Genomic DNA, 20,111 nt, shown 5'->3' on the forward strand with positions numbered 1-20,111 from the left:
CCGCGTTTCCTTCATTGCCCGAAGCCAGAATAGGGGATGTACCTGCATGAGGAAAATGTCGGTTGCAGGCCTTTGTCTCGCGCTTGCAACAGTCGGTCTCACCGGGGCCGAAACGATCGCGCAGGCGCCGATCGTGCCTATCGGGCCGGATCCCGACATTCTATCTGTTCAGGTTCTTCTCGATCGTCTCGGCTTCTCGTCCGGTGTGATCGACGGACGCAAGGGACAGCCGCTGCGAAAGGCGCTGCGCGGCTTCCAGCAGGCGCGCGGCATTCCCATCACCGGCATGTTGGACGGTGCCACGCGCGAGCTGCTCAAGGTTCACAAGGACGTGCCCGGCGTCATCGAGGTCATGCTGACCCGCGACGATCTGGCCGGGCCTTTCATCGGGCGGCTTCCGTCCGGTTACGCCAGACAGGCGAAACTGCCGATGCTCGGCTATCAGAACCGGATGGAGGCGCTGGCGGAGAAATTCCATACGACGCCGCACGTGCTGCTGGCGCTGAACAGCCCGTCCACCCTGCTCGCGCCGGGGCTGAAGATCCGCGTGCCCAATGTCGTTCCCGATGCGCGCGCCTATCCGGCGGACCTCACGCCCGAATGGCGCCGCACGCTGGCGAGCCTCAACGTGTCGTCGAACCAGCCCAGGGCGGCCAGGATCATCGTCGACAAATCGGACAAGGTCCTGATGGTGATGGATGCTGCGGGCCAACTCGTCGCCCAGTTTCCGGTGACGACCGGTAGCCGGCATGATCCGCTGCCGCTCGGCCGGTGGAAGATATTGGGAACGGCCTATAATCCGCCCTTCCATTATAATCCCGATCTCTTCTGGGATGCCGGCAGGCGCGACAGCAGGCAATTGCTCAAGCCCGGGCCCAATGGTCCCGTGGGCGTCGTCTGGCTCGATCTCAGCAAGCCGCATTACGGCATACACGGCACACCCAAGCCCGAGCTGATCGGCCGCACCGAAAGCCATGGCTGCATCCGGCTCACCAATTGGGATGCGGCGCGGCTCGCGCTGATGGTGAAGCCGGGGACGCCGGCCCTGTTTCGCGCCTGATATCGGGCAGGCGCGCTCGAGTCCCATCCGCTGCTTGCCGGAAACGGCTCCGCCCGCTAATGGCCGCCCCTGCTCTTTTCCAATCGTGAGACAGCCATGAAGATCAGCGGCGTGGACATTCGTCCCGGCAATATCATCGAATATGAAAAAGGCCTGTGGCGTGCGGTGAAGATCCAGCACACCCAGCCCGGCAAGGGCGGCGCCTATATGCAGGTCGAGATGAAGAATCTCATCGACGGCCGCAAGACCAACGTCCGCTTCCGTTCGGCCGAGACGGTGGAGCGTGTGCGCCTCGACACCAAGGATTTCCAATTCCTGTTCGCGGACGGCGACCAGCTGACCTTCATGGACAAGGACACGTACGACCAGGTTTCGCTCGACAAGGGCATTCTTGGCGATGCCGCGGCCTTCCTGCAGGACGGGATGGACGTGGTGATGGAGCTTTACGAAGATAAGCCGATCTCGGTGCAGTTGCCCGACACGATCGAGGCGACCATTGTCGAGGCGGATGCGGTGGTGAAGGGCCAGACGGCCTCCTCCTCCTACAAGCCGGCGATACTCGAAAATGGCGTGCGCGTGATGGTGCCGCCGCACATCACCGCGGGCACGCGGATCGTCGTCGACGTCTATGCGCAGGAATATGTCCGCCGCGCGGACTGATCCGCACCGGACATGATTGCTTCCGCATGTGTCGCGCGATGTCGCGACACATGCGCCCAGCCAACCCCTCCCGGCTCCGCTCGGGATGAACGGAGATATGAGAGTGGTATCGCATAGCGGCCTCATCACCGTCATGGAGCGCGCTGCCCGCAAGGCGGCGCCGCGCCTGCGTCGCGATTTTGGCGAGACGCAGGAACTTCAGGTCTCGCGCAAGGGGCCGGCCGACTTCGTGTCCATGGCCGACAAGCGCGCCGAGGCGACGCTCTATGAGGAGCTGAAGAAGGCGCGGCCCGACTGGGGCTTTCTGGGCGAGGAAGGCGGATATATCGAGGGCGATCCGACCAAGCCGCGCTGGGTCGTCGATCCGCTCGATGGCACGTCCAACTTCCTGCATGGCGTGCCGCATTTCGCCATCTCGATCGCGGTGGAAGAGCCGCGTCCGGGTGGGCGGAGCGAGATCACCCAGGGGCTGGTCTATCAGCCGCTGACCGACGAGAGCTTCTGGGCGGAAAAGGGCAGGGGGGCCTGGCTGCAGGATCGCCGTCTGCGCGTATCCGCTCGTCGTGATCTTTCGGAGTCGCTGATCGCCACCGGAACGCCCTTCATGGGAGTCGGCGATTTCGCCCAGTGGAGCGCGATCTTCAATGCGATCGGGCCGGAAGTGGCGGGTATCCGCCGTCTCGGCGCGGCTGCGCTCGATCTTGCCTGGGTCGCCGCCGGCCGGTTCGACGCTTATTGGGAAAGCCCCTTGAAGCCGTGGGACGCGGCCGCGGGCATCCTGCTCGTGCGCGAGGCAGGCGGATTCGTCACCGACTTCCGCGGCGGCGACAAGCCCATGGAGCGCAGCGAGTTCCTCGCCTCCAATGACGGGCTTCATTCCAAGCTGCACAAGCTTCTGGCGGGCGCGCTCCGCAAGGCCTGAATCCCCTCCCCACATCTCTCTCCGTTTCCCTCTCCACAAGGCCGGGTTCTTGCGATTCATTTTCACAGGACCCGAGCCTTGCTTCGCAGTTGCGGCAGGAATAGAAGCCGCCTGAACGGGTCGTTCATAGGTGCCCGGGAATGGAGAGACATATGGCGTCCGTAGCCGTCGGTTATTTGCCGATCCTGCTATTTCTCGGCGTCGCTATCGTGCTTTCGAGCGCGTTCGTTGTGCTGCCGATGATCGCCGCCAAATTCACCGGCGCATCCAAGCCCTATCCTGAAAAGCTCACCGAATATGAATGCGGCTTTCCCGCCTTCGAGGATAGCCGCGCCCAATTCGACGTGCGCTTCTATCTGATTGCGATTCTTTTCATCGTGTTCGATCTGGAGGCGGCGTTCCTCTATCCCTGGGCGGTATCGCTCGGCGCGATCGGCTTCGCTGGATGGCTGGCGATGATGATCTTCCTGGCGGAGCTTACCATCGGCTTCGTCTATGCCTGGAAGAAGGGAGCTCTCGAATGGGAGTGATGCTCAATCCGGCCTCGACGCAAGTCACGCCGCCGGATCAGGATTATTTTAACGGCCTCCAGTCCGAGGTGCAGGACAAGGGCTTTCTCGTCACCTCGACCGAAGAGCTGTTCCAGTGGGCGCGTACGGGCTCGCTCTGGTGGATGACCTTCGGTCTCGCCTGCTGCGCGGTGGAGATGATCCACGTCAACATGCCGCGCTATGATCTGGAGCGTTTCGGCGCCGCACCACGCGCGTCTCCGCGCCAGTCGGATGTGATGATCGTTGCAGGTACGCTCTGCAACAAGATGGCGCCGGCGCTGCGTCGGGTCTACGACCAGATGTCCGAGCCGAAATATGTCATCTCCATGGGCAGCTGCGCCAATGGCGGCGGCTATTATCATTACAGCTATTCGGTGGTGCGCGGCTGCGACCGGATCGTGCCGGTGGACATTTATGTCCCGGGCTGTCCGCCGACCGCCGAGGCGCTGCTCTACGGCATCATGCAGCTCCAGCGGAAGATTCGCCGGGCGGGGACGATCGAACGGTGACGGCGCCTTTCCCCAAATATGCCTCCAATGAGGGGGTGATCGAGGCCGTGCAGGCGGCGCTGGGCGACATGCTCGTTACGGCCTGCGAGGCGGTTTCCGAGGTGCGGCTCGACGTGCGTCGCGAGGCGCTGGTCGAGGTGATGCGGATCCTGCGGGACAAGCTGCAATATCAGCAGCTTATGGAGATTGCCGGAGTCGACTATCCGGAGCGCGAGGAGCGTTTCGAGGTGGTTTACTGCCTGCTCTCGCTGACCAAGAATCATCGCATCCGCGTACATGTCTCGACCGACGAGGCGAGGCCAGTGCCTTCGGTCACGGGTCTGTGGCCCGTGGCGGGCTGGCTCGAGCGCGAAGTCTACGACATGTATGGCGTGCTGTTCGAGGGCAATTCCGACCTGCGCCGCATCCTGACCGACTATGGCTTCCGCGGCCATCCGCAGCGCAAGGACTTCCCGCTGACCGGCTATGTCGAGCTGCGCTATTCGGAAACGCAGAAGCGCGTCGTCTATGAGCCGGTGAAGCTGGCGCAGGATTTCCGCACATTCGATTTCATGAGCCCGTGGGAAGGCGCGGAATATGTGCTGCCGGGCGACGAGAAGGCGCCGGAAGCACCAGGCGCGCCGACGCCGCTCAAGGCCGATGAGGTGAAGCGCTGATGGCCGAGCAGGATCAACTGATGGACGCCGCCGCGCTCGAGCGCCTCCAGGTCGCGGACGAGGGGCAGGCCCCTTCCGAAACCGAAATCGCCAATTACACGATCAATTTCGGCCCGCAGCATCCCGCCGCGCATGGCGTGCTGCGCCTCGTGATGGAGTTGGACGGCGAGATCGTCGAGCGCGTCGATCCGCATATCGGCCTGTTGCACCGCGGCACCGAGAAGCTGATCGAATATAAGACCTATCTCCAGGCGCTGCCCTATTTCGACCGGCTGGATTATTGCTCGCCGCTCAACATGGAGCACAGCTATGTGCTCGCGGTGGAGAAGCTGCTCGGCCTCGAAGTGCCGCTGCGCGCGCAATATCTGCGCGTCCTCTTCGCCGAGCTTTCGCGCATCTCCAACCATATGCTGAACCTCGGCAGCCATGTGATGGACGTGGGGGCGATGACGCCCAATCTCTGGCTGTTCGAGATTCGCGAGGACACTTACGGCTTCTTCGAGCGGGCATCGGGCGCGCGCATGCATGCCGCCTGGTTCCGCCCCGGCGGCGTCCATCAGGACGTGCCGCTGAAGCTTCTGACCGACATTGCCGACTGGCTCGACACGCGCCTGCCGCAGCTTTTCGAGGATGCGATCAGCCTGGTGGCGGACAATCGCATCTTCAAGCAGCGCAATGTCGATATCGGCACAGTGAGCCGCGACGATGCGATCGCCTGGGGCTTTTCGGGCCCGATGATCCGCGCGGCGGGCCTGCCCTGGGATCTGCGCAAGTCGCAGCCCTATGACGTCTATGACCGGATGGAGTTCGATATTCCGGTCGGCACGCGGGGCGACTGCTATGATCGCTTCATGGTGCGCGTGGAGGAGGTCCGCCAGTCGGCGCGGATCATGAAGCAGTGCCTGGCGCAGATGCCGGACGGGCCGATCGCGTCGACCGACCGCAAGGCCGTGCCGCCCAAGCGCGGTGAGATGAAGCGCTCGATGGAAGCGCTGATCCACCATTTCAAGCTCTATACCGAGGGCTTCCACGTGCCGGCCGGCGAGGTCTATGTCGCGACAGAGGCGCCCAAGGGCGAGTTCGGCGTCTATCTGGTCTCCGACGGCAGCAACAAGCCCTATCGCTGCAAGATCCGCCCGACCGCCTTCAGCCATCTTCAGGCGATGGACTTCATGATGAAGGGCCACATGCTGGCGGACACAACCGCCGTCCTGTCGGCGATAGATGTTGTTTTCGGAGAGTGTGACCGCTGATGGCCGATGCAGCCCAAATTCCCGACGAAGCCGAGACGCGCGCCCGCTGGGGCGGCTTTCAGTGGTCGGAAGCCAATGCCGAGAAGGTCAAGGAGATCATCGGCCGCTACCCCAAGGGACGCGAGCATTCGGCGATCATGCCGCTGCTCGATCTCGCCCAGCGGCAGGTCGGCGCCGAAACGAACACGCAAGGATGGTTGCCCATCCCGGTGATCGAATATGTCGCGCGCCAGGTCGACATGCCCTACATCCGCGCGCTCGAAGTGGTGAGCTTCTACACCATGTACAATATGGTGCCGGTCGGCCGCCATCATGTGCAGGTGTGCGGAACGACGCCCTGCATGTTGCGTGGAAGCGACGACGTGCTGGCTGCCTGCAAGGCCAAGGGGCTGAAGAAGGGTGCGACGACGGCGGACGGCCTGTTCACCTTGACCGAGGTCGAATGCCTCGGTGCCTGCGTCAATGCGCCGATGGTTCAGATCAACGATGATAATTATGAGGATCTGACCTTCGAAAGCATGACCGCGATCCTCGAGGCGCTGGCGCGCGGCGAGACGCCGAAACCGGGCCCGCAGATCGACCGGCATCGTGCCGCGCCGGTGGGCGGGCCGACCGTGCTCAAAGATTATGTGACGGAGGGCGGCGCCAGTGCTTGAGGACAAGGACCGCATCTTCACCAACATCTACGGCTTCCAGGACTGGGGCGTGGATGCCGCGATGCGTCGTGGCGACTGGGACGATACCAAGGGGCTGATGGCGCGCGGCCAGGACGCGATCATCGAGGAGATCAAGGCATCGGGCCTGCGCGGGCGCGGCGGGGCGGGCTTCCCGACCGGCATGAAGTGGAGCTTCATGCCCAAGGAGAATAAGCCGGGCCGGCCGAGCTTCCTGCTGATCAACGCCGACGAATCCGAGCCGGGTTCGTGCAAGGATCGCGAGATCATCCGCCATGATCCGCACAAGCTGATCGAAGGCGCGCTGATCGCGGGCTATGCGATGCGCGCGCGGGCGGCTTACATCTATATTCGCGGCGAGTTCATCCGCGAGGCGGAGACGCTCTTCGCTGCGGTCGCCCAGGCTTATGAGCGCGGGCTGATCGGCAAGAACGCCTCGGGCTCGGGCTATGATTTCGACGTGTTCGTCCATCGCGGCGCGGGCGCCTATATCTGCGGCGAGGAAACCGCGCAGATCGAGAGCCTGGAGGGCAAGAAGGGCCAACCGCGGCTGAAGCCGCCTTTCCCGGCGGGGGTCGGCCTGTTCGGCTGCCCGACGACGGTGAACAATGTCGAATCGATCGCGGTGGCGCCGACCATATTGCGGCGCGGCGCGAGCTGGTTCTCCTCGATCGGGCGGGAGAATAACAAGGGCACCAAGCTCTTCCAGATTTCCGGCCATGTGAACCGGCCGACCGTCGTCGAGGAGGCGATGGGCATTTCGTTCCGCGAGTTGATCGAGAAACATGCGGGCGGCGTTCGCGGCGGATGGGACAATCTGCTCGCGGTGATCCCGGGCGGCTCGTCGGTGCCGCTGGTGCCGGCGGCGCAGATCATGGACGCGCCGATGGATTTCGACGGGCTGCGCGGGCTGGGCTCGGGCCTCGGCACGGCGGCGGTGATCGTGATGGACAAGTCCACCGACATCGTCCGCGCGATCAGCCGGATCAGCTATTTCTACAAGCATGAGAGCTGCGGCCAGTGCACGCCCTGCCGCGAGGGCACGGGCTGGATGTGGCGCGTGATGGAGCGGCTGCGCGAGGGCAATGCCGACATCTCCGAGATCGACATGCTCCAGGAAGTGACCAAGCAGGTCGAAGGCCACACCATCTGCGCGCTTGGCGACGCGGCGGCCTGGCCGATCCAGGGGCTCATCCGCCATTTTCGGCCGGAGCTGGAACGGCGGATCAACGAACGTAACGGTGCCGCGCCTCTCGCGGTTGCGGCGGAGTAAGCAATGCCCAAACTTACCGTTGACGGGATCGAGGTCGAAGTGCCCGCGGGCGCGACCGTGCTGCAGGCCTGCGAAGCGGCCGGCAAGGAAATACCGCGTTTCTGCTACCATGAGCGGCTGTCGATCGCGGGCAATTGCCGCATGTGCCTGGTCGAGGTGAAGCCCGGGCCGCCCAAGCCGCAGGCGAGCTGCGCGCTGCCGGCGGCGGACGGCCAGCAGATTTCCACCATGTCGCCCATGGTGAAGAAGGCGCGCGAAGGGGTGATGGAGTTCCTCCTGATCAACCATCCGCTCGATTGTCCGATCTGCGACCAGGGCGGCGAATGCGACCTGCAGGATCAGTCGATCGCCTATGGCAAGGGCCACTCGCGCTTCCTCGAGAATAAGCGCGCGGTGACCGAGAAATATATGGGTCCGATCGTCAAGACGGTCATGACCCGCTGCATCCAATGCACCCGCTGCGTCCGCTTTGCGGAAGAAGTGGCGGGCGTGGAGGAGATCGGCGCGCTTTATCGCGGCGAGAATATGCAGATCACCTCCTATCTGGAGCATGCCGTCACGTCCGAGCTTTCGGGCAATGTCGTCGATCTGTGCCCGGTGGGCGCGCTCACCTCCAAGCCCTATGCCTTCGAGGCGCGGCCGTGGGAGCTGAAGAAGACGGCGGCGATCGACGTGATGGACGCGGTCGGCACCAATATCCGCCTCGACAGCCGTGGCCGGCAGGTGCTGCGCGTGCTGCCGCGGATCAATGAGGAAGTGAATGAGGAATGGGCGTCGGACAAGACGCGCCATGCCGTTGACGGCCTCATCCGCAAGCGGCTCGACCGGCCCTATGTGCGCAAGGGCGGCAAGCTCGTCGAGGCGACATGGGCCGAGGCGTTCGAGGCGATCGCGGCGGTGAATGCCGGAACGAGCGTCGCGGCGATCGCGGGCGACCTGGTCGATGCCGAGACCATGTATGCGGCCAAGGCGCTGCTCGCCAAGCTCGGCTCCTCGCTGCTCGAAGGGCGGCAGACGGGGCTGGATTATGACTGCTCGAATATCGCGGCGGTCAATTTCAACACGACCATCGCCGGGATCGAGCAGGCCGATGCGATCCTGATCGTCGGATCGAACGTCCGTTGGGAAGCGCCGCTGGTCAATACGCGCATCCGCAAGGCGGTGAAGCGCGGTGCCAAGGTGTTCGCGATCGGGCCGGAGATTGATTTCACCTATAAGGTGACGTGGCTCGGCAATGATCTGGAGCTGCTGGGCAAATTGCCGCAGGCGGTGACGGATGCGTTCGGCAAGGCGGAGCGGCCGGCGCTGATCGTCGGCGGCGGCGCGCTCAAGGCCGGGGCGCAGGGCGCGAGCCTTGCGCTGGTCGAGACGCTCGGTCTCGTGAAGGAAGGCTGGAACGGCTATAATGTGCTGCACATGGCGGCATCGCGCATGGCAGGGCTGATGCTCGGCTATGCGCAGCCGGGCGGCATCGCGGCGGTCGCGGCGGCCGCGCCGAAGCTGCTCTTCCTGCTCGGCGCCGATGAGGTCGATCCGGCGCGGTTTGCGGACAGCTTCAAAGTCTATGCCGGCCATCATGGCGACCGGGGTGCGGCCATGGCGGACGTGATCCTGCCGGGCGCTTCCTATGCCGAGAAGCCGGGCACCTATGTCAATCTGGAAGGACGCGTCCAGCGTGGCGACCGGGCGGTGTTCCCGCCGGGCGATGCGCGCGAGGACTGGGCGATCTTCCGCGCTCTTTCCGACGTGCTGGGTGCGCGCCTGACCTTCGACAGCTTCGACGCGCTGCGCGCGGCGATGGCCGCCGAGGTGCCCGCGCTGGGGCAGGAGGGGCTGGCCGCCTATGAATGGGCGCCGCCGAGCCTCGGCAAGGCCGCTTCGGGCCCGATCGGCTATCCGATTGCCGACTTTTATCTGACCAATGCGATCGCGCGGGCGAGCGAGACGATGCAGCGTTGCTCGGCCGAGCTGCTCCACGGCCAGACCTATGCGGAGGCCGCGGAATGACCGAGTTTTTCCAGGCGCATCTGGGCTATGGCTTTGGCTGGTTCCTCGCCACCTTGATCCTGATCCTGATGATCGCGCTGCCGCTGATGCTGGCTGTCGCGATGATCATCTATGCCGATCGCAAGATCTGGGCGGCGATGGCGCTCAGGCGCGGGCCCAACGTGGTGGGCCCCTTCGGCCTGCTCCAGAGCTTCGCGGACGGCCTCAAGGTCTTCCTTCAGGAAACGATCATCCCGTCTGCGGCCAACCGGGGCCTGTTCCTGATCGCGCCGGTCATCACCTTTACCGTGGCGTTGGTCGCCTGGGCGGTGATCCCCTTCGGGCCGGGCATGGTGCTCGCCGACATCAATGTCGGCCTGCTCTACATTCTCGCCGTCTCGTCGCTCGGCGTCTATGGCGTGATCCTCGCCGGCTGGGCATCCAACTCCAAATATCCCTTCTACTCCTCGATCCGCGCGGCCGCGCAGATGGTGAGCTATGAAGTGTCGATCGGCTTCGTGCTGATCTCCGTGGTGCTGTGGGCGGGGACGTTCAACCTGAGCGGCATCATCGATGCACAGCGGGCGCATATTTTCGGGATTATCAACGGCTTCGGCTTCAATCCCCTGCTCTTTCCGATGGCCGTGATCTTCCTGATCTCCGCCATGGCGGAAACGGCGCGCGCGCCCTTCGACCTGACCGAGGCGGAATCGGAGATCGTGGCAGGGTATCAGACCGAATATTCGTCGATGAGCTTCGCGCTCTTCTGGCTCGGCGAATATGGCAATGTGCTCCTGATGTGCGCGCTCAACGCCGTGCTCTTCTGGGGCGGCTGGCTGCCGCCGATCGACTGGGCGCCGCTCTATGCGATCCCGGGCATCTTCTGGTTCTTCCTCAAGATCTTCATCTTCTTCTTCATCTTCTCCTGGGTGAAGGCGACGGTGCCGCGCTTCCGCTATGACCAGCTGATGCGGCTGGGCTGGAAGATCTTCCTGCCGCTCTCCCTCTTCTGGGTGTTCCTTGTGTCCGGGTGGCTGATGGTCACTCGCTATGGAGTCTGACGGGATGAGCCTCGCGCACATCGTCAAGTCGTTCACGCTGTGGGAATTTGTGAAGGCGCATGCCCTCACGCTCAAATATTTCTTCAAGCCCAAGGCGACGATCAACTATCCCTTCGAGCGCAACCCGCTGAGCCCGCGCTTTCGCGGCGAGCATGCGCTGCGCCGCTATCCCAATGGGGAGGAGCGCTGCATCGCGTGCAAGCTGTGTGAGGCGGTCTGCCCCGCGCTTGCGATCACGATCGAGGCCGAGCCGCGCGAGGATGGCAGCCGCCGCACCACGCGCTACGACATCGACATGACCAAATGCATCTATTGCGGCTTCTGTCAGGAAGCCTGTCCGGTGGATGCGATCGTGGAAGGGCCGAACCTCGAATTCTCGACCGAGACGCGCGAGGAACTGCTCTACGACAAGGCAAAGCTCTTGGAGAATGGGGACCGGTGGGAGCGCGCGATCGCCGCGAATCTTGCTGCCGACGCGCCCTATCGCTAAGCCACGCCGGCGCAACGAAGCATACGACATGCCGCCGGGATCGGGGCCTGATCGAAGAACAAGAACAACCAACGGGGATGGGAACTGAGTTGATCCAGACGATCGCCTTCTATCTGTTCGCTTCGCTTGTGATCGCGTCGGGCGCGCTCACGATCGTGGCGCGCAATCCGGTGCACTCCGTGCTCTGGCTCATCCTCGCCTTCTTCAACGCGGCCGGATTGATGCTGCTCGTCGGCGCCGAATTCATCGCGATGCTGCTCGTCATCGTCTATGTCGGCGCGGTCGCGGTGCTGTTCCTGTTCGTCGTGATGATGCTCGACATCGATTTCGCCGAGCTGCGCGCGGGCTTCGCCCAATATCTGCCGTTCGGCATGCTGCTGGTGATCGTGCTCGCCGCCGAGATGATCTTTGCGGTGGCGGCATGGAATGCGGGCGGCGTGGAATTCGCGCAGCGGCTGGCGCCGACGCCCAGCGAAGTGCCGAACATCCAGGCGCTCGGCACGCTGATCTACACCCGTTATCTCTACATCTTCGAAGGGGCGGGTCTGGTGCTGCTCGTCGCGCTGATCGGCGCGATCGTGCTGACGCACCGCAAGCGCGGCGACGTGCGCGTGCAGAATGTGACGCGCCAGAATATGCGCCGGCCGGAAGAAGCGATCCGCAAAGTCGACGCGCCCGTGGGGCAGGGGGTGCAGCTGTGATTGGTCTCCAACATTATCTGACCGTATCCGCCATATTGTTCGTGATGGGGGTGTTCGGCATCTTCCTCAACCGGAAGAACGTCATCATCATCCTGATGGCGATCGAGCTGATCCTGCTCTCCGTGAACCTCAATCTCGTCGCCTTCTCCGCCTATCTCCAGGATCTGGTCGGGCAGGTGTTCGCGATGTTCGTGCTGACCGTGGCCGCCGGCGAGGCGGCGATCGGTCTGGCCATCCTCGTCATCTATTTCCGGGGCCGGGGCACCATTTCGGTGGACGACATCAACCGGATGAAGGGGTGATCATTCGGTGATCAAGCTCATCGTTTTCCTGCCGCTCATCGCGGCGGCCATCGCAGGGCTGGGCAACAAGGCGCTCGGCAATATCGCAGCCAAGGCACTGACGACGGGCGCGCTGCTCGTCGCCTGCGCGCTGAGCTGGCCGATCTTCCTGGGCTTTCTGTCCGGCGAGACGACCGCTTATGTCGAGCCGGTGCTGAGCTTCATCCGCTCGGGCGATCTGAACGTCGACTGGGCGTTGCGCGTCGATACGCTGACGGCGGTGATGCTGGTGGTGGTGACGAGCGTTTCCGCGCTCGTCCACCTCTATAGCTGGGGCTATATGGCGGAGGACCCGGATCAGCCGCGCTTCTTCGCCTATCTGTCGCTCTTCACCTTCGCCATGCTGATGCTGGTGACGTCGGACAATCTGATCCAGATGTTCTTCGGCTGGGAAGGGGTGGGCCTCGCTTCCTATCTGCTGATCGGCTTCTGGTATTATAAGCCGTCCGCCAATGCGGCCGCGATCAAGGCCTTCGTCGTCAACCGCGTTGGCGATTTCGGCTTCTCGCTCGGCATATTCGGCACCTTCCTCGTCTTCGGCACCGTCTCGATCCCCGCGATCCTCGAAGCGGCACCGGGCATGGCGGGCTCCACCATCGGCTTCCTGGGCTATCGCGTCGATACGATGACCTTGCTCTGCCTGCTGCTGTTCATCGGCGCGATGGGCAAGTCGGCGCAGCTCGGCCTGCACACCTGGCTGCCGGACGCGATGGAAGGCCCGACCCCGGTTTCCGCGCTGATCCATGCTGCGACGATGGTGACGGCGGGCGTCTTCATGGTCTGCCGCCTCTCGCCGATGTTCGAGACGAGCCAGACCGCGCTGACCGTCGTCACCTATGTGGGCGCCGCGACCGCGCTGTTCGCGGCGACGGTCGGCACGGTGCAGACCGACATCAAGCGCGTCATTGCCTATTCGACCTGCTCGCAGCTCGGCTACATGTTCTTCGCAGCGGGCGTCGGCGCCTATGGCGCGGCGATGTTCCATCTCTTCACCCATGCCTTCTTCAAGGCGCTGCTGTTCCTGGGCGCAGGCTCGGTGATCCATGCGATGCACCATGAGCAGGACATGCGCTTCTATGGCGGCCTTAGGAAGCATATCCCGCTTACCTTCTGGGCGATGATGGCCGGCACGCTGGCGATCACCGGCGTGGGCGTGGCGGGCGTCTTCGGCTTTGCAGGCTTCTATTCGAAGGATGCGATCATCGAGGCGGCCTATGCCGCCGGCACGACCTCGGGCGGCGTCGCCTTCGTCGTTGCGGTCTTCGCGGCGCTGCTCACCAGCTTCTATAGCTGGCGGCTCGTCTTCCTCACCTTTTTCGGCGCACCGCGCTGGGCGGCGTCCGAACATATCCAGCATGCGGTGCATGACGAACATGCGCATGACGCGCATCATGTCGCCCATGAGGTGCCCGACGAGGGCGCGGGTTCGGAGCCGATCCACGACCAGCGCGGCATCGACGAGGTGAAGCATGGCACCGCCGGCTATCATCCGCATGAGAGCCCCTGGCCGATGCTCGTGCCGCTGATCGTGCTGACGCTCGGCGCGATCTTCGCCGGCTATGTCTTCGCGGGCGCCTTCATCGGCGCCGAGACGGGGGCGGAATTCTGGAAGGGCAGCCTCGCCTTCAACGAGCATCTGATGCACGCGATGCATGGCGTGCCGCTGTGGGTGCAGCTTTCCGCGACGGTCGTGATGGTGACGGGCCTGCTGGTGGCGCTTTGGGCCTATATAATCGACACGAGCATTCCCGGCCGCTTCACCGCGCAGTTCCGCCTGCTCTACGATTTCCTGCTCCACAAATGGTATTTCGACGAGCTTTACGACGTGATCTTCGTGCGTCCGGCTTTCGCGATCGGCCGTTTCCTGTGGAAGCGCGGCGATCAGGGGACGATCGACCGTTTCGGCCCCGATGGCTTCGCGACGCTCGTCGCGACGGGGGGCGTCGCCGCAAGGCGGCTCCAGTCGGGTTATCTCTATACTTATGCGCTGGTGATGCTGCTTGGCCTCGCCGCGGCAGCAACCTGGGCGATGGTGGGTTAAGCAGATGAACCAGCTCGGCTTTCCTATCCTCACCCTGTTGATCGCCATCCCGACCTTCGCGGCGATCGCCTGTCTCTTCGTCCGCGCGGACATGGCGCGCTGGATCGCGCTCGCCGCGACCCTCGTCGACTTCGCGCTCGGGCTGCTGCTCTGGGCCAATTATGATGTCGGCGGGCCGCAATGGCAGTTCGTCGAGAATGTTCCGCTGTTCGGGCGCTTCGCCTGGGCAATGGGCATCGACGGCATCGCACTGATGCTGATCCTGCTCTCCGTCTTCCTGATGCCGATCTGCATCGCGGCGAGCTGGGATGCGATCGAGAAGCGCGTGCCCGAATATATGGCGGCCTTCCTGCTGATGGAAACGCTGATGATCGGCGTATTCGCGGCGCAGGATCTGTTCCTCTTCTACATCTTCTTCGAGGCCGGCCTGATCCCGATGTATCTGATCATCGGCATCTGGGGCGGTGTCGACCGCATCTATGCCAGCTATAAATTCTTCCTCTACACGCTGCTCGGATCGGTGCTGATGCTGATCGCGATGCTGTGGATGGCGCAATATGCGGGCACGACCTACATCCCCGTGCTGATGGCGGTCGATTTCCCGCCCGAAGCGCAGACCTGGCTGTTCCTGGCCTTCTTCGCCTCCTTTGCGGTGAAGATGCCGATGTGGCCGGTGCATACCTGGCTGCCCGATGCGCACGTCCAGGCGCCGACGGCGGGATCGGTGATCCTCGCCGGCGTGCTGCTCAAGATGGGCGGTTACGGCTTCATCCGCTTCTCGCTGCCGATGTTCCCCGAAGCCTCGGCGCAGATGTTCTGGCTGGTGATGGGCCTGTCGATGGTCGCCATCGTCTATGCCTCGCTGGTGGCGCTGGTGCAGCAGGACATGAAGAAGCTGATCGCTTATTCGTCCGTCGCGCATATGGCCTTCGTCACCTTCGGCCTGTTCGCATTCAACCGGCAGGGGATTGAGGGGGCGCTGCTGGTGATGCTGAGCCACGGCCTCGTCTCGGGCGCCTTGTTCCTCTGCGTCGGCGTGATCTACGATCGGCTGCACACGCGCGAGATCGCCCGCTATGGCGGCCTTTCGAACAATATGCCGCGCTATGCCGTGCTGTTCCTGCTGTTCACCATGGCATCGGTCGGCCTGCCGGGCACGTCGGGCTTTGTCGGCGAGTTCCTGGCGATGCTGGGCGTCTATCAGGCGTCGAGCTGGGCGGCCTTCGTGGCAACGACGGGCATCATCCTGGGTGCGGCCTATATGCTCTATCTCTATCGCCGGGTGGCCTATGGCCCGCTCGACAAGCCGGACGTGGCGGCGATGCCCGATCTTTCGGGCCGCGAGATCGCCACGCTGGCTCCGCTTGCGGCGGTGGTGCTGTGGATGGGCGTCTATCCCGAAAGCTTCATCAGCCCGATGCGGGCCGATGTCGGCGCCGTGCTGGCCCGGCTGGAACGCGCCAAGCCGCAGGGCGACGCGCAGCTTGCCGCCGGCCATGGACCTCAACTTTCTCCTGTCGCGCACGGGGGAGCGCACTGATGACGACTAGCTCTTCGCTCGCGCTGACGCTGCCCGAGCTCATCCTCTCGATCGGCGCGATGGCGCTGCTGATGGTCGCGGCCTATGGCGGAGACCGGCTGACCAAGCCGATCGGCTGGGCCGCGGTCGCGCTGTTCGGCGCCGCCGCGCTGGCTCTGCTCGGGCCGGCGGGCCATGGCGGCGTCGCCTTTGACGGCCTCTATCGCGCGGATGCCTTCGCGGCCTTTGCCAAGCTGCTCATCTATGTCGCAGCCGCAGTCTCGGTGCTGATCGCGCCGGGCTATTTTGCGCGCCATGCGACCTTGCGTGCCGAATATCCCGTCCTGATCCTGCTTTCGGCAGTGGGCATGGGGATGATGGTTTCGGCGGGCGACCTGCTGACGCTCTATGTCGGGCTCGAGCTGCAGAGCCTTGCCGCTTATGTGCTGGCGAGCTTCATGCGCCGGGATACGCGCTCGGCCGAGGCGGGGCTCAAATATTTCGTGCTGGGCGCGCTCGCCTCGGGCATCCTGCTCTACGGCATCTCGCTGCTCTACGGCTTCACCGGCACGACCGCGTTCGAGGGCGTGGCCGTGGGCTTCGCCGGCGGGCTTTCGGTGGGCGAGCTGTTCGGCCTCGTCTTCGTGCTGGCGGGCCTCGCCTTCAAGATTTCGGCCGTGCCCTTCCACATGTGGACGCCGGACGTTTATGAAGGCTCGCCGACGCCGGTGACGGCTTTCTTCGCCTCCGCGCCCAAGGTGGCGGCGATGGCGCTGCTGGTGCGCGTCGCGGTCGAGGCGATGGGCCCGGCGACCGAATCCTGGCGCCAGATCATCATCTTCGCGGCGCTCGCCTCCACCATCCTCGGTGGCGTGGCGGCGATCGGCCAGACCAATATCAAGCGGCTGCTCGCTTATTCCTCGATCAACAATGTCGGCTTCGCGCTGATGGGCCTCGTCCCCGGCACGGCGGCGGGCGTGTCGGCGGTGCTGACCTATATGACGGTCTATGTCGTCATGACGCTCGGCTCCTTCCTCTGCGTGCTGCGCATGCGGACGGCGGATGGCGCGCAGGTGGAGGATATAGCGGCGCTTTCGGGCCTGTCGCGGACGCGGCCGGCACTGGCGGCGGCGCTCGCCATCTTCATGTTCTCGCTCGCCGGCATTCCGCCGCTGTTCGGCTTCTGGCCGAAATTCGTGGTGTTCGATGCGGTGGTGGAGATCGGCCTGTGGCCGCTCGCCGCGATCGGCATCGCGACATCGGTGATCGGGGCCTATTATTATCTGAAGATCGTCAAGACGATGTATTTCGACGAGCCGGCGCCCGCCTTCGCGGCGGCGGACAGCAAGGTGGAAAATGGGCTGATCGCGCTTTCTGCCATCGCCGTCTCCCCGCTCGGCTATCTGGCGATCCCCCTGCTGGGCGCGGTGACGCTGAACGCGGCGCGCGCGCTCTTCTGAGGTATCAGCCTGCGCGTCCGGACCATAGCGACAACCGCATCGACCAACGATGATATGGCGGCGCTGGCCCGGGCGGGCGCGGCCGAGGGGCTGTGGCTGCGCGCCGAGACGCAGAGCGGCGGGCGCGGGCGGCATGGCCGGGCCTGGCTCTCGCCGCCGGGCAATCTCTATGCCAGCACGCTGGTACGGCTGCTCCCGGGCGACCCGCAGCCCGCGACGCTGGCGCTGGTCGCGGCAGTGGCGCTGGACGAGCTGGTCTCGGCCTATGTCGGTCCCGCACGGGCGATGATCAAATGGCCCAACGACCTGCTGATCGACGGCGCCAAGCTTTCGGGCATATTGCTGGAGCGGGCGGGCGAGGCGGTCGTGATCGGCTTCGGCGTCAATCTGGCACATCATCCGCAGGGGCTCGACCGGCCCGTGACGAGCCTCGCGGCCGTGGGGATCGAGCCGCCCGGTCCGGAGCTGTTCGCCGAGGATCTGGCGCGGGCCTTTGCGCGCTGGCTCGGCCGCTGGCGCGGCGAGGGGCTCGCGCCGGTGCGGCTGCGCTGGCTGGAGCGCGCGCATGCCGTGGGCACGCCGCTGGTGGCCAATCTGGAATCGGCTTCTGTCGAAGGGCTGTTCGAGGGGCTGGACGAGAGCGGGGCGTTGCGGCTGCGGCGCGCGGACGGGGGCGTGGAGACGATCCATGCCGGAGACGTCTTCCTGCTATAAAGCTCGTCCATCCGTCATGCGCGGGCGTTCAAATGCTTGCGGCGCGGTCGCGAAGCTTTACATGAAGACTGTGATACCGCGCCTTTTCAAAGCGAAACGGACGAGATTTACGATCGCGCGCATGCTTCCGCCCCCGGGCGGCCGGGCAGCGCCGCGTGATCGGCATGATGTGAACGGAACCGCGAACAAGTGACAAAACCAGGCAACGAACTGCTCTTCCTCGCGCTCGGCGGGTCGGGCGAGATCGGCATGAACGTCAATCTCTATGGCACGCAGGGTAAGTGGGTGATGGTCGATCTCGGCCTGACCTTCGCGGACCCCGCCTATCCGGGCGTGGACCTGATCCTGCCCGATCTTGAATTCATCGAGAAAAATGCCGGCGACCTGCTCGGCATCGTCCTCACCCATGGCCATGAGGATCATATCGGCGCGATCCCCTATCTCGCCGCCGATCTGGACGTGCCGCTCTATGCCACGCCCTTCACCGCCGGGCTGATCCGCGGCAAGCTGGAGGAGGAGGGCATTGCCGGCCAGGTGAAGCTCCGCGTCATCGAGAATGAGGGCAGCTTCCGGCTCGGGCCGTTCGGCTTCACCTATGTGCCGCTCGCCCATTCGATCCCCGAGGGCAATGCGCTGCTGATCGACACGCCTTATGGCCGGATCTTCCACACGGGAGACTGGAAACTGGACGAGCAACCGCTGCTCGGCCGGCCGTCCACCGCCGAGGAGCTGAGCGCGATCGGCGACGAGGGCGTGCTCGCGCTGGTGTGCGATTCCACCAATGTGTTCAACGATGCGGCCTCGGGCTCCGAAGCGGCGGTGCGCGAGGGGCTGGACGCCGTCATCAAGGCGGCGAAGGGCCGCGTGCTCGTCACCACCTTCGCCTCCAACGCGGCGCGCGTGCAGACGCTGGGCGAGGTGGCGCGCGATACCGGGCGGCAGCTTTGCGTGGCGGGGCGCTCGCTCGATCGGATCGTGAAGGTCGCCAAGGCGGCTGGCTATCTGGAGGATTTCCCGCCGACGATCGATTTCGACGCGGCGATGCGGCTGCCGCCGTCCGAAGTGATGATCATCGCGACGGGCGGGCAGGGCGAGAGCCGCGCCGCGCTCTCCCGCATCGCGTTCGACAGCCATGCGATCAAGCTTTCGGCGGGCGACACGGTCGTCTTCTCCTCCAAGCAGATTCCGGGCAATGAGATGGCGATCGGCCGCATCCAGAATGCGCTGTCCGCCAAGGGCATCATCATGGTCACGGACCGGCAGGCGCATGTCCATGTCTCCGGCCATCCGGGGCGGCCCGAGCTGGAGCTGATGTATAAATGGATCCGGCCGGAGATCATCCTGCCGGTGCATGGCGAGATGCGCCATATGGCCGAGCAGGCGCGCTTCGGCCTCGAAAAGGGCGTGCCCAAGGCGATCGTGCAGACCAATGGCGATGTGCTGCGGCTGGCGCCCGACGGGCCGCGGAAGATCGGCAATGAGCGCGCGGGCCGGCTGATCCTGGACGGCGACGTGATCCTGCCGGCGGACGGCACGACGATGAACGAGCGCCGCAAGATATCGGTCAACGGCTTCATCTCGGTCGCGGTGGCGCTCGACAAGAAGGGGCAGTTGCTGGGCGAGCCGGCCATTTCGATCCAGGGCATCCCCGTGGAGGAGGATCGCGCCGATTTCCTGGAGGAAGCGCGCGAGGCGGCGGCGGATGTGGCCGGCGAGGGCATTCGCGACGAGAAGAAGCTGCGCGAGGCGATCCGGCTGGGCGTCCGCCGCCGGGCGACGCAGTGGACGGGCAAGAAGCCGGTGGTTGAGGTGTCGCTGATCCGGCTGTGAGGAGAATTCCCTTCCCCGTTGGGGAGGGGAAGGGAGGAAGCCCATGAAGATCAGCTCGATCATCGCAATCTATGCGCTGTTCTGGTCGCTGAGCTTCTTCCTCGTCCTGCCGTTCCGGCTGCGGACGAGCGCGGAACCGGATGCGCCCGTGCCGGGGCAGGCGGACAGCGCGCCGCCACGCTTCAGCTTCGGGCGGACATGCCTGTGGACCACGATCGTCGCGGCGCTGCTGTTCGGGCTTTATTACGCCAATTATGTCAATGGCTGGCTGGACGTGCAGTCGCTCAACTTCTTCACGCCGCCGGCGCATGGGACGCGGTGAGCGGAGCTAGAGCGTTGTGCGTTTAATCTGACGCATAGCCGGTAGCCTTGAGGTAATTCCAGCATTCCTCGGGCGAGTAGAGATCGCA

Annotated in this window: 20 protein-coding genes; all 20 read left to right on the forward strand. The window is 64.5% G+C overall.

From position 1 onward, the window contains the following. Window positions 1–46: 46 nt before the first annotated feature. Window positions 47–1,060, forward strand: a complete 1,014-nt coding sequence (locus tag CLG96_RS09680; RefSeq protein WP_107967648.1) for a L,D-transpeptidase family protein — start codon at window positions 47–49, stop codon at window positions 1,058–1,060. Window positions 1,061–1,156: 96 nt separating this feature from the next. Continuing rightward, window positions 1,157–1,720 carry an elongation factor P gene (gene efp, locus CLG96_RS09685; protein ID WP_107967649.1) on the forward strand — a complete coding sequence of 188 codons (564 nt, stop codon included), beginning with the start codon at window positions 1,157–1,159 and terminating at the stop codon, window positions 1,718–1,720. Between the two features lie 103 nt (window positions 1,721–1,823). Further along, window positions 1,824–2,642: an inositol monophosphatase family protein gene (locus CLG96_RS09690; protein ID WP_107967650.1), complete on the forward strand. Its 819-nt coding sequence runs from the start codon at window positions 1,824–1,826 to the stop codon at window positions 2,640–2,642. Between the two features lie 152 nt (window positions 2,643–2,794). Continuing rightward, complete coding sequence (ndhC, locus tag CLG96_RS09695; RefSeq protein WP_107967651.1) at window positions 2,795–3,172, forward strand: NADH-quinone oxidoreductase subunit A; 378 nt, start codon at window positions 2,795–2,797, stop codon at window positions 3,170–3,172. Next, window positions 3,163–3,702: a NuoB/complex I 20 kDa subunit family protein gene (locus CLG96_RS09700; protein WP_107967652.1), complete on the forward strand. Its 540-nt coding sequence runs from the start codon at window positions 3,163–3,165 to the stop codon at window positions 3,700–3,702. Before ndhC ends, CLG96_RS09700 begins: the two co-directional genes overlap by 10 nt. Continuing rightward, window positions 3,699–4,358 carry an NADH-quinone oxidoreductase subunit C gene (locus CLG96_RS09705; RefSeq protein WP_107967653.1) on the forward strand — a complete coding sequence of 220 codons (660 nt, stop codon included), beginning with the start codon at window positions 3,699–3,701 and terminating at the stop codon, window positions 4,356–4,358. Before CLG96_RS09700 ends, CLG96_RS09705 begins: the two co-directional genes overlap by 4 nt. Window positions 4,359–4,378: 20 nt before the next feature. Then, window positions 4,379–5,611, forward strand: coding sequence for an NADH-quinone oxidoreductase subunit D (locus tag CLG96_RS09710; protein WP_107967710.1), 1,233 nt, complete (start codon window positions 4,379–4,381; stop codon window positions 5,609–5,611). Further along, the gene (locus CLG96_RS09715; protein WP_107967654.1) at window positions 5,611–6,267 is read left to right on the forward strand and encodes a complex I 24 kDa subunit family protein; all 657 of its coding nucleotides are present in this window, start codon (window positions 5,611–5,613) and stop codon (window positions 6,265–6,267) included. The genes CLG96_RS09710 and CLG96_RS09715 overlap by 1 nt, the downstream gene beginning before the upstream one ends. Next, complete coding sequence (gene nuoF, locus CLG96_RS09720) at window positions 6,260–7,558, forward strand: NADH-quinone oxidoreductase subunit NuoF (RefSeq protein ID WP_107967655.1); 1,299 nt, start codon at window positions 6,260–6,262, stop codon at window positions 7,556–7,558. The genes CLG96_RS09715 and nuoF overlap by 8 nt, the downstream gene beginning before the upstream one ends. A 3-nt stretch (window positions 7,559–7,561) precedes the next feature. Next, a complete protein-coding gene (gene nuoG / locus CLG96_RS09725) occupies window positions 7,562–9,565 on the forward strand; it encodes an NADH-quinone oxidoreductase subunit NuoG (protein ID WP_107967656.1) in 2,004 nt (667 codons plus the stop codon). After that, a complete protein-coding gene (gene nuoH / locus CLG96_RS09730; protein WP_107967657.1) occupies window positions 9,562–10,605 on the forward strand; it encodes an NADH-quinone oxidoreductase subunit NuoH in 1,044 nt (347 codons plus the stop codon). Before nuoG ends, nuoH begins: the two co-directional genes overlap by 4 nt. A 4-nt stretch (window positions 10,606–10,609) precedes the next feature. Next, on the forward strand, window positions 10,610–11,095 hold the full coding sequence (gene nuoI / locus CLG96_RS09735) for an NADH-quinone oxidoreductase subunit NuoI (RefSeq protein WP_107967658.1): 486 nt from the start codon (window positions 10,610–10,612) through the stop codon (window positions 11,093–11,095). 89 nt (window positions 11,096–11,184) lie between these two features. Further along, window positions 11,185–11,796 (forward strand): NADH-quinone oxidoreductase subunit J, encoded by a 612-nt coding sequence (locus tag CLG96_RS09740; protein ID WP_107967711.1) that lies wholly within the window; start codon window positions 11,185–11,187, stop codon window positions 11,794–11,796. Continuing rightward, entirely contained in the window at window positions 11,793–12,098 is a 306-nt protein-coding gene (nuoK, locus tag CLG96_RS09745) for an NADH-quinone oxidoreductase subunit NuoK (RefSeq protein ID WP_107967659.1), read from the forward strand. The genes CLG96_RS09740 and nuoK overlap by 4 nt, the downstream gene beginning before the upstream one ends. Window positions 12,099–12,105: 7 nt before the next feature. Then, the gene (nuoL, locus tag CLG96_RS09750; protein WP_107967660.1) at window positions 12,106–14,178 is read left to right on the forward strand and encodes an NADH-quinone oxidoreductase subunit L; all 2,073 of its coding nucleotides are present in this window, start codon (window positions 12,106–12,108) and stop codon (window positions 14,176–14,178) included. A gap of 4 nt (window positions 14,179–14,182) precedes the next feature. Continuing rightward, window positions 14,183–15,718, forward strand: coding sequence for an NADH-quinone oxidoreductase subunit M (locus tag CLG96_RS09755; protein ID WP_107967661.1), 1,536 nt, complete (start codon window positions 14,183–14,185; stop codon window positions 15,716–15,718). Beyond that, window positions 15,718–17,157, forward strand: a complete 1,440-nt coding sequence (gene nuoN, locus CLG96_RS09760) for an NADH-quinone oxidoreductase subunit NuoN (protein ID WP_107967662.1) — start codon at window positions 15,718–15,720, stop codon at window positions 17,155–17,157. Before CLG96_RS09755 ends, nuoN begins: the two co-directional genes overlap by 1 nt. Before the next feature lie 9 nt (window positions 17,158–17,166). After that, a complete protein-coding gene (locus CLG96_RS09765) occupies window positions 17,167–17,871 on the forward strand; it encodes a biotin--[acetyl-CoA-carboxylase] ligase (protein WP_107967663.1) in 705 nt (234 codons plus the stop codon). Between the two features lie 249 nt (window positions 17,872–18,120). After that, window positions 18,121–19,701: a ribonuclease J gene (locus CLG96_RS09770; RefSeq protein ID WP_107967712.1), complete on the forward strand. Its 1,581-nt coding sequence runs from the start codon at window positions 18,121–18,123 to the stop codon at window positions 19,699–19,701. Between the two features lie 43 nt (window positions 19,702–19,744). Beyond that, window positions 19,745–20,023 carry a DUF1467 family protein gene (locus CLG96_RS09775; RefSeq protein WP_107967664.1) on the forward strand — a complete coding sequence of 93 codons (279 nt, stop codon included), beginning with the start codon at window positions 19,745–19,747 and terminating at the stop codon, window positions 20,021–20,023. The last annotated feature ends 88 nt before the right edge of the window (window positions 20,024–20,111 follow it).

It is taken from the genome of Sphingomonas oleivorans, from assembly GCF_003050615.1.
Classification (GTDB): domain Bacteria; phylum Pseudomonadota; class Alphaproteobacteria; order Sphingomonadales; family Sphingomonadaceae; genus Sphingomonas_H; species Sphingomonas_H oleivorans.

Excerpts from the sequence above, each read along its gene's own strand:
- nuoN (WP_107967662.1), top strand. The coding sequence starts at position 15,718 with ATGACGACTAGCTCTTCGCTCGCGCTGACGCTGCCCGAGCTCATCCTC.
- CLG96_RS09680 (WP_107967648.1), top strand. The coding sequence starts at position 47 with ATGAGGAAAATGTCGGTTGCAGGCCTTTGTCTCGCGCTTGCAACAGTC.
- CLG96_RS09755 (WP_107967661.1), top strand. The coding sequence starts at position 14,183 with ATGAACCAGCTCGGCTTTCCTATCCTCACCCTGTTGATCGCCATCCCG.
- CLG96_RS09700 (WP_107967652.1), top strand. The coding sequence starts at position 3,163 with ATGGGAGTGATGCTCAATCCGGCCTCGACGCAAGTCACGCCGCCGGAT.
- nuoI (WP_107967658.1), top strand. The coding sequence starts at position 10,610 with ATGAGCCTCGCGCACATCGTCAAGTCGTTCACGCTGTGGGAATTTGTG.
- ndhC (WP_107967651.1), top strand. The coding sequence starts at position 2,795 with ATGGCGTCCGTAGCCGTCGGTTATTTGCCGATCCTGCTATTTCTCGGC.
- efp (WP_107967649.1), top strand. The coding sequence starts at position 1,157 with ATGAAGATCAGCGGCGTGGACATTCGTCCCGGCAATATCATCGAATAT.
- CLG96_RS09715 (WP_107967654.1), top strand. The coding sequence starts at position 5,611 with ATGGCCGATGCAGCCCAAATTCCCGACGAAGCCGAGACGCGCGCCCGC.
- nuoG (WP_107967656.1), top strand. The coding sequence starts at position 7,562 with ATGCCCAAACTTACCGTTGACGGGATCGAGGTCGAAGTGCCCGCGGGC.
- CLG96_RS09775 (WP_107967664.1), top strand. The coding sequence starts at position 19,745 with ATGAAGATCAGCTCGATCATCGCAATCTATGCGCTGTTCTGGTCGCTG.
- CLG96_RS09710 (WP_107967710.1), top strand. The coding sequence starts at position 4,379 with ATGGACGCCGCCGCGCTCGAGCGCCTCCAGGTCGCGGACGAGGGGCAG.
- CLG96_RS09770 (WP_107967712.1), top strand. The coding sequence starts at position 18,121 with ATGAACGTCAATCTCTATGGCACGCAGGGTAAGTGGGTGATGGTCGAT.
- nuoH (WP_107967657.1), top strand. The coding sequence starts at position 9,562 with ATGACCGAGTTTTTCCAGGCGCATCTGGGCTATGGCTTTGGCTGGTTC.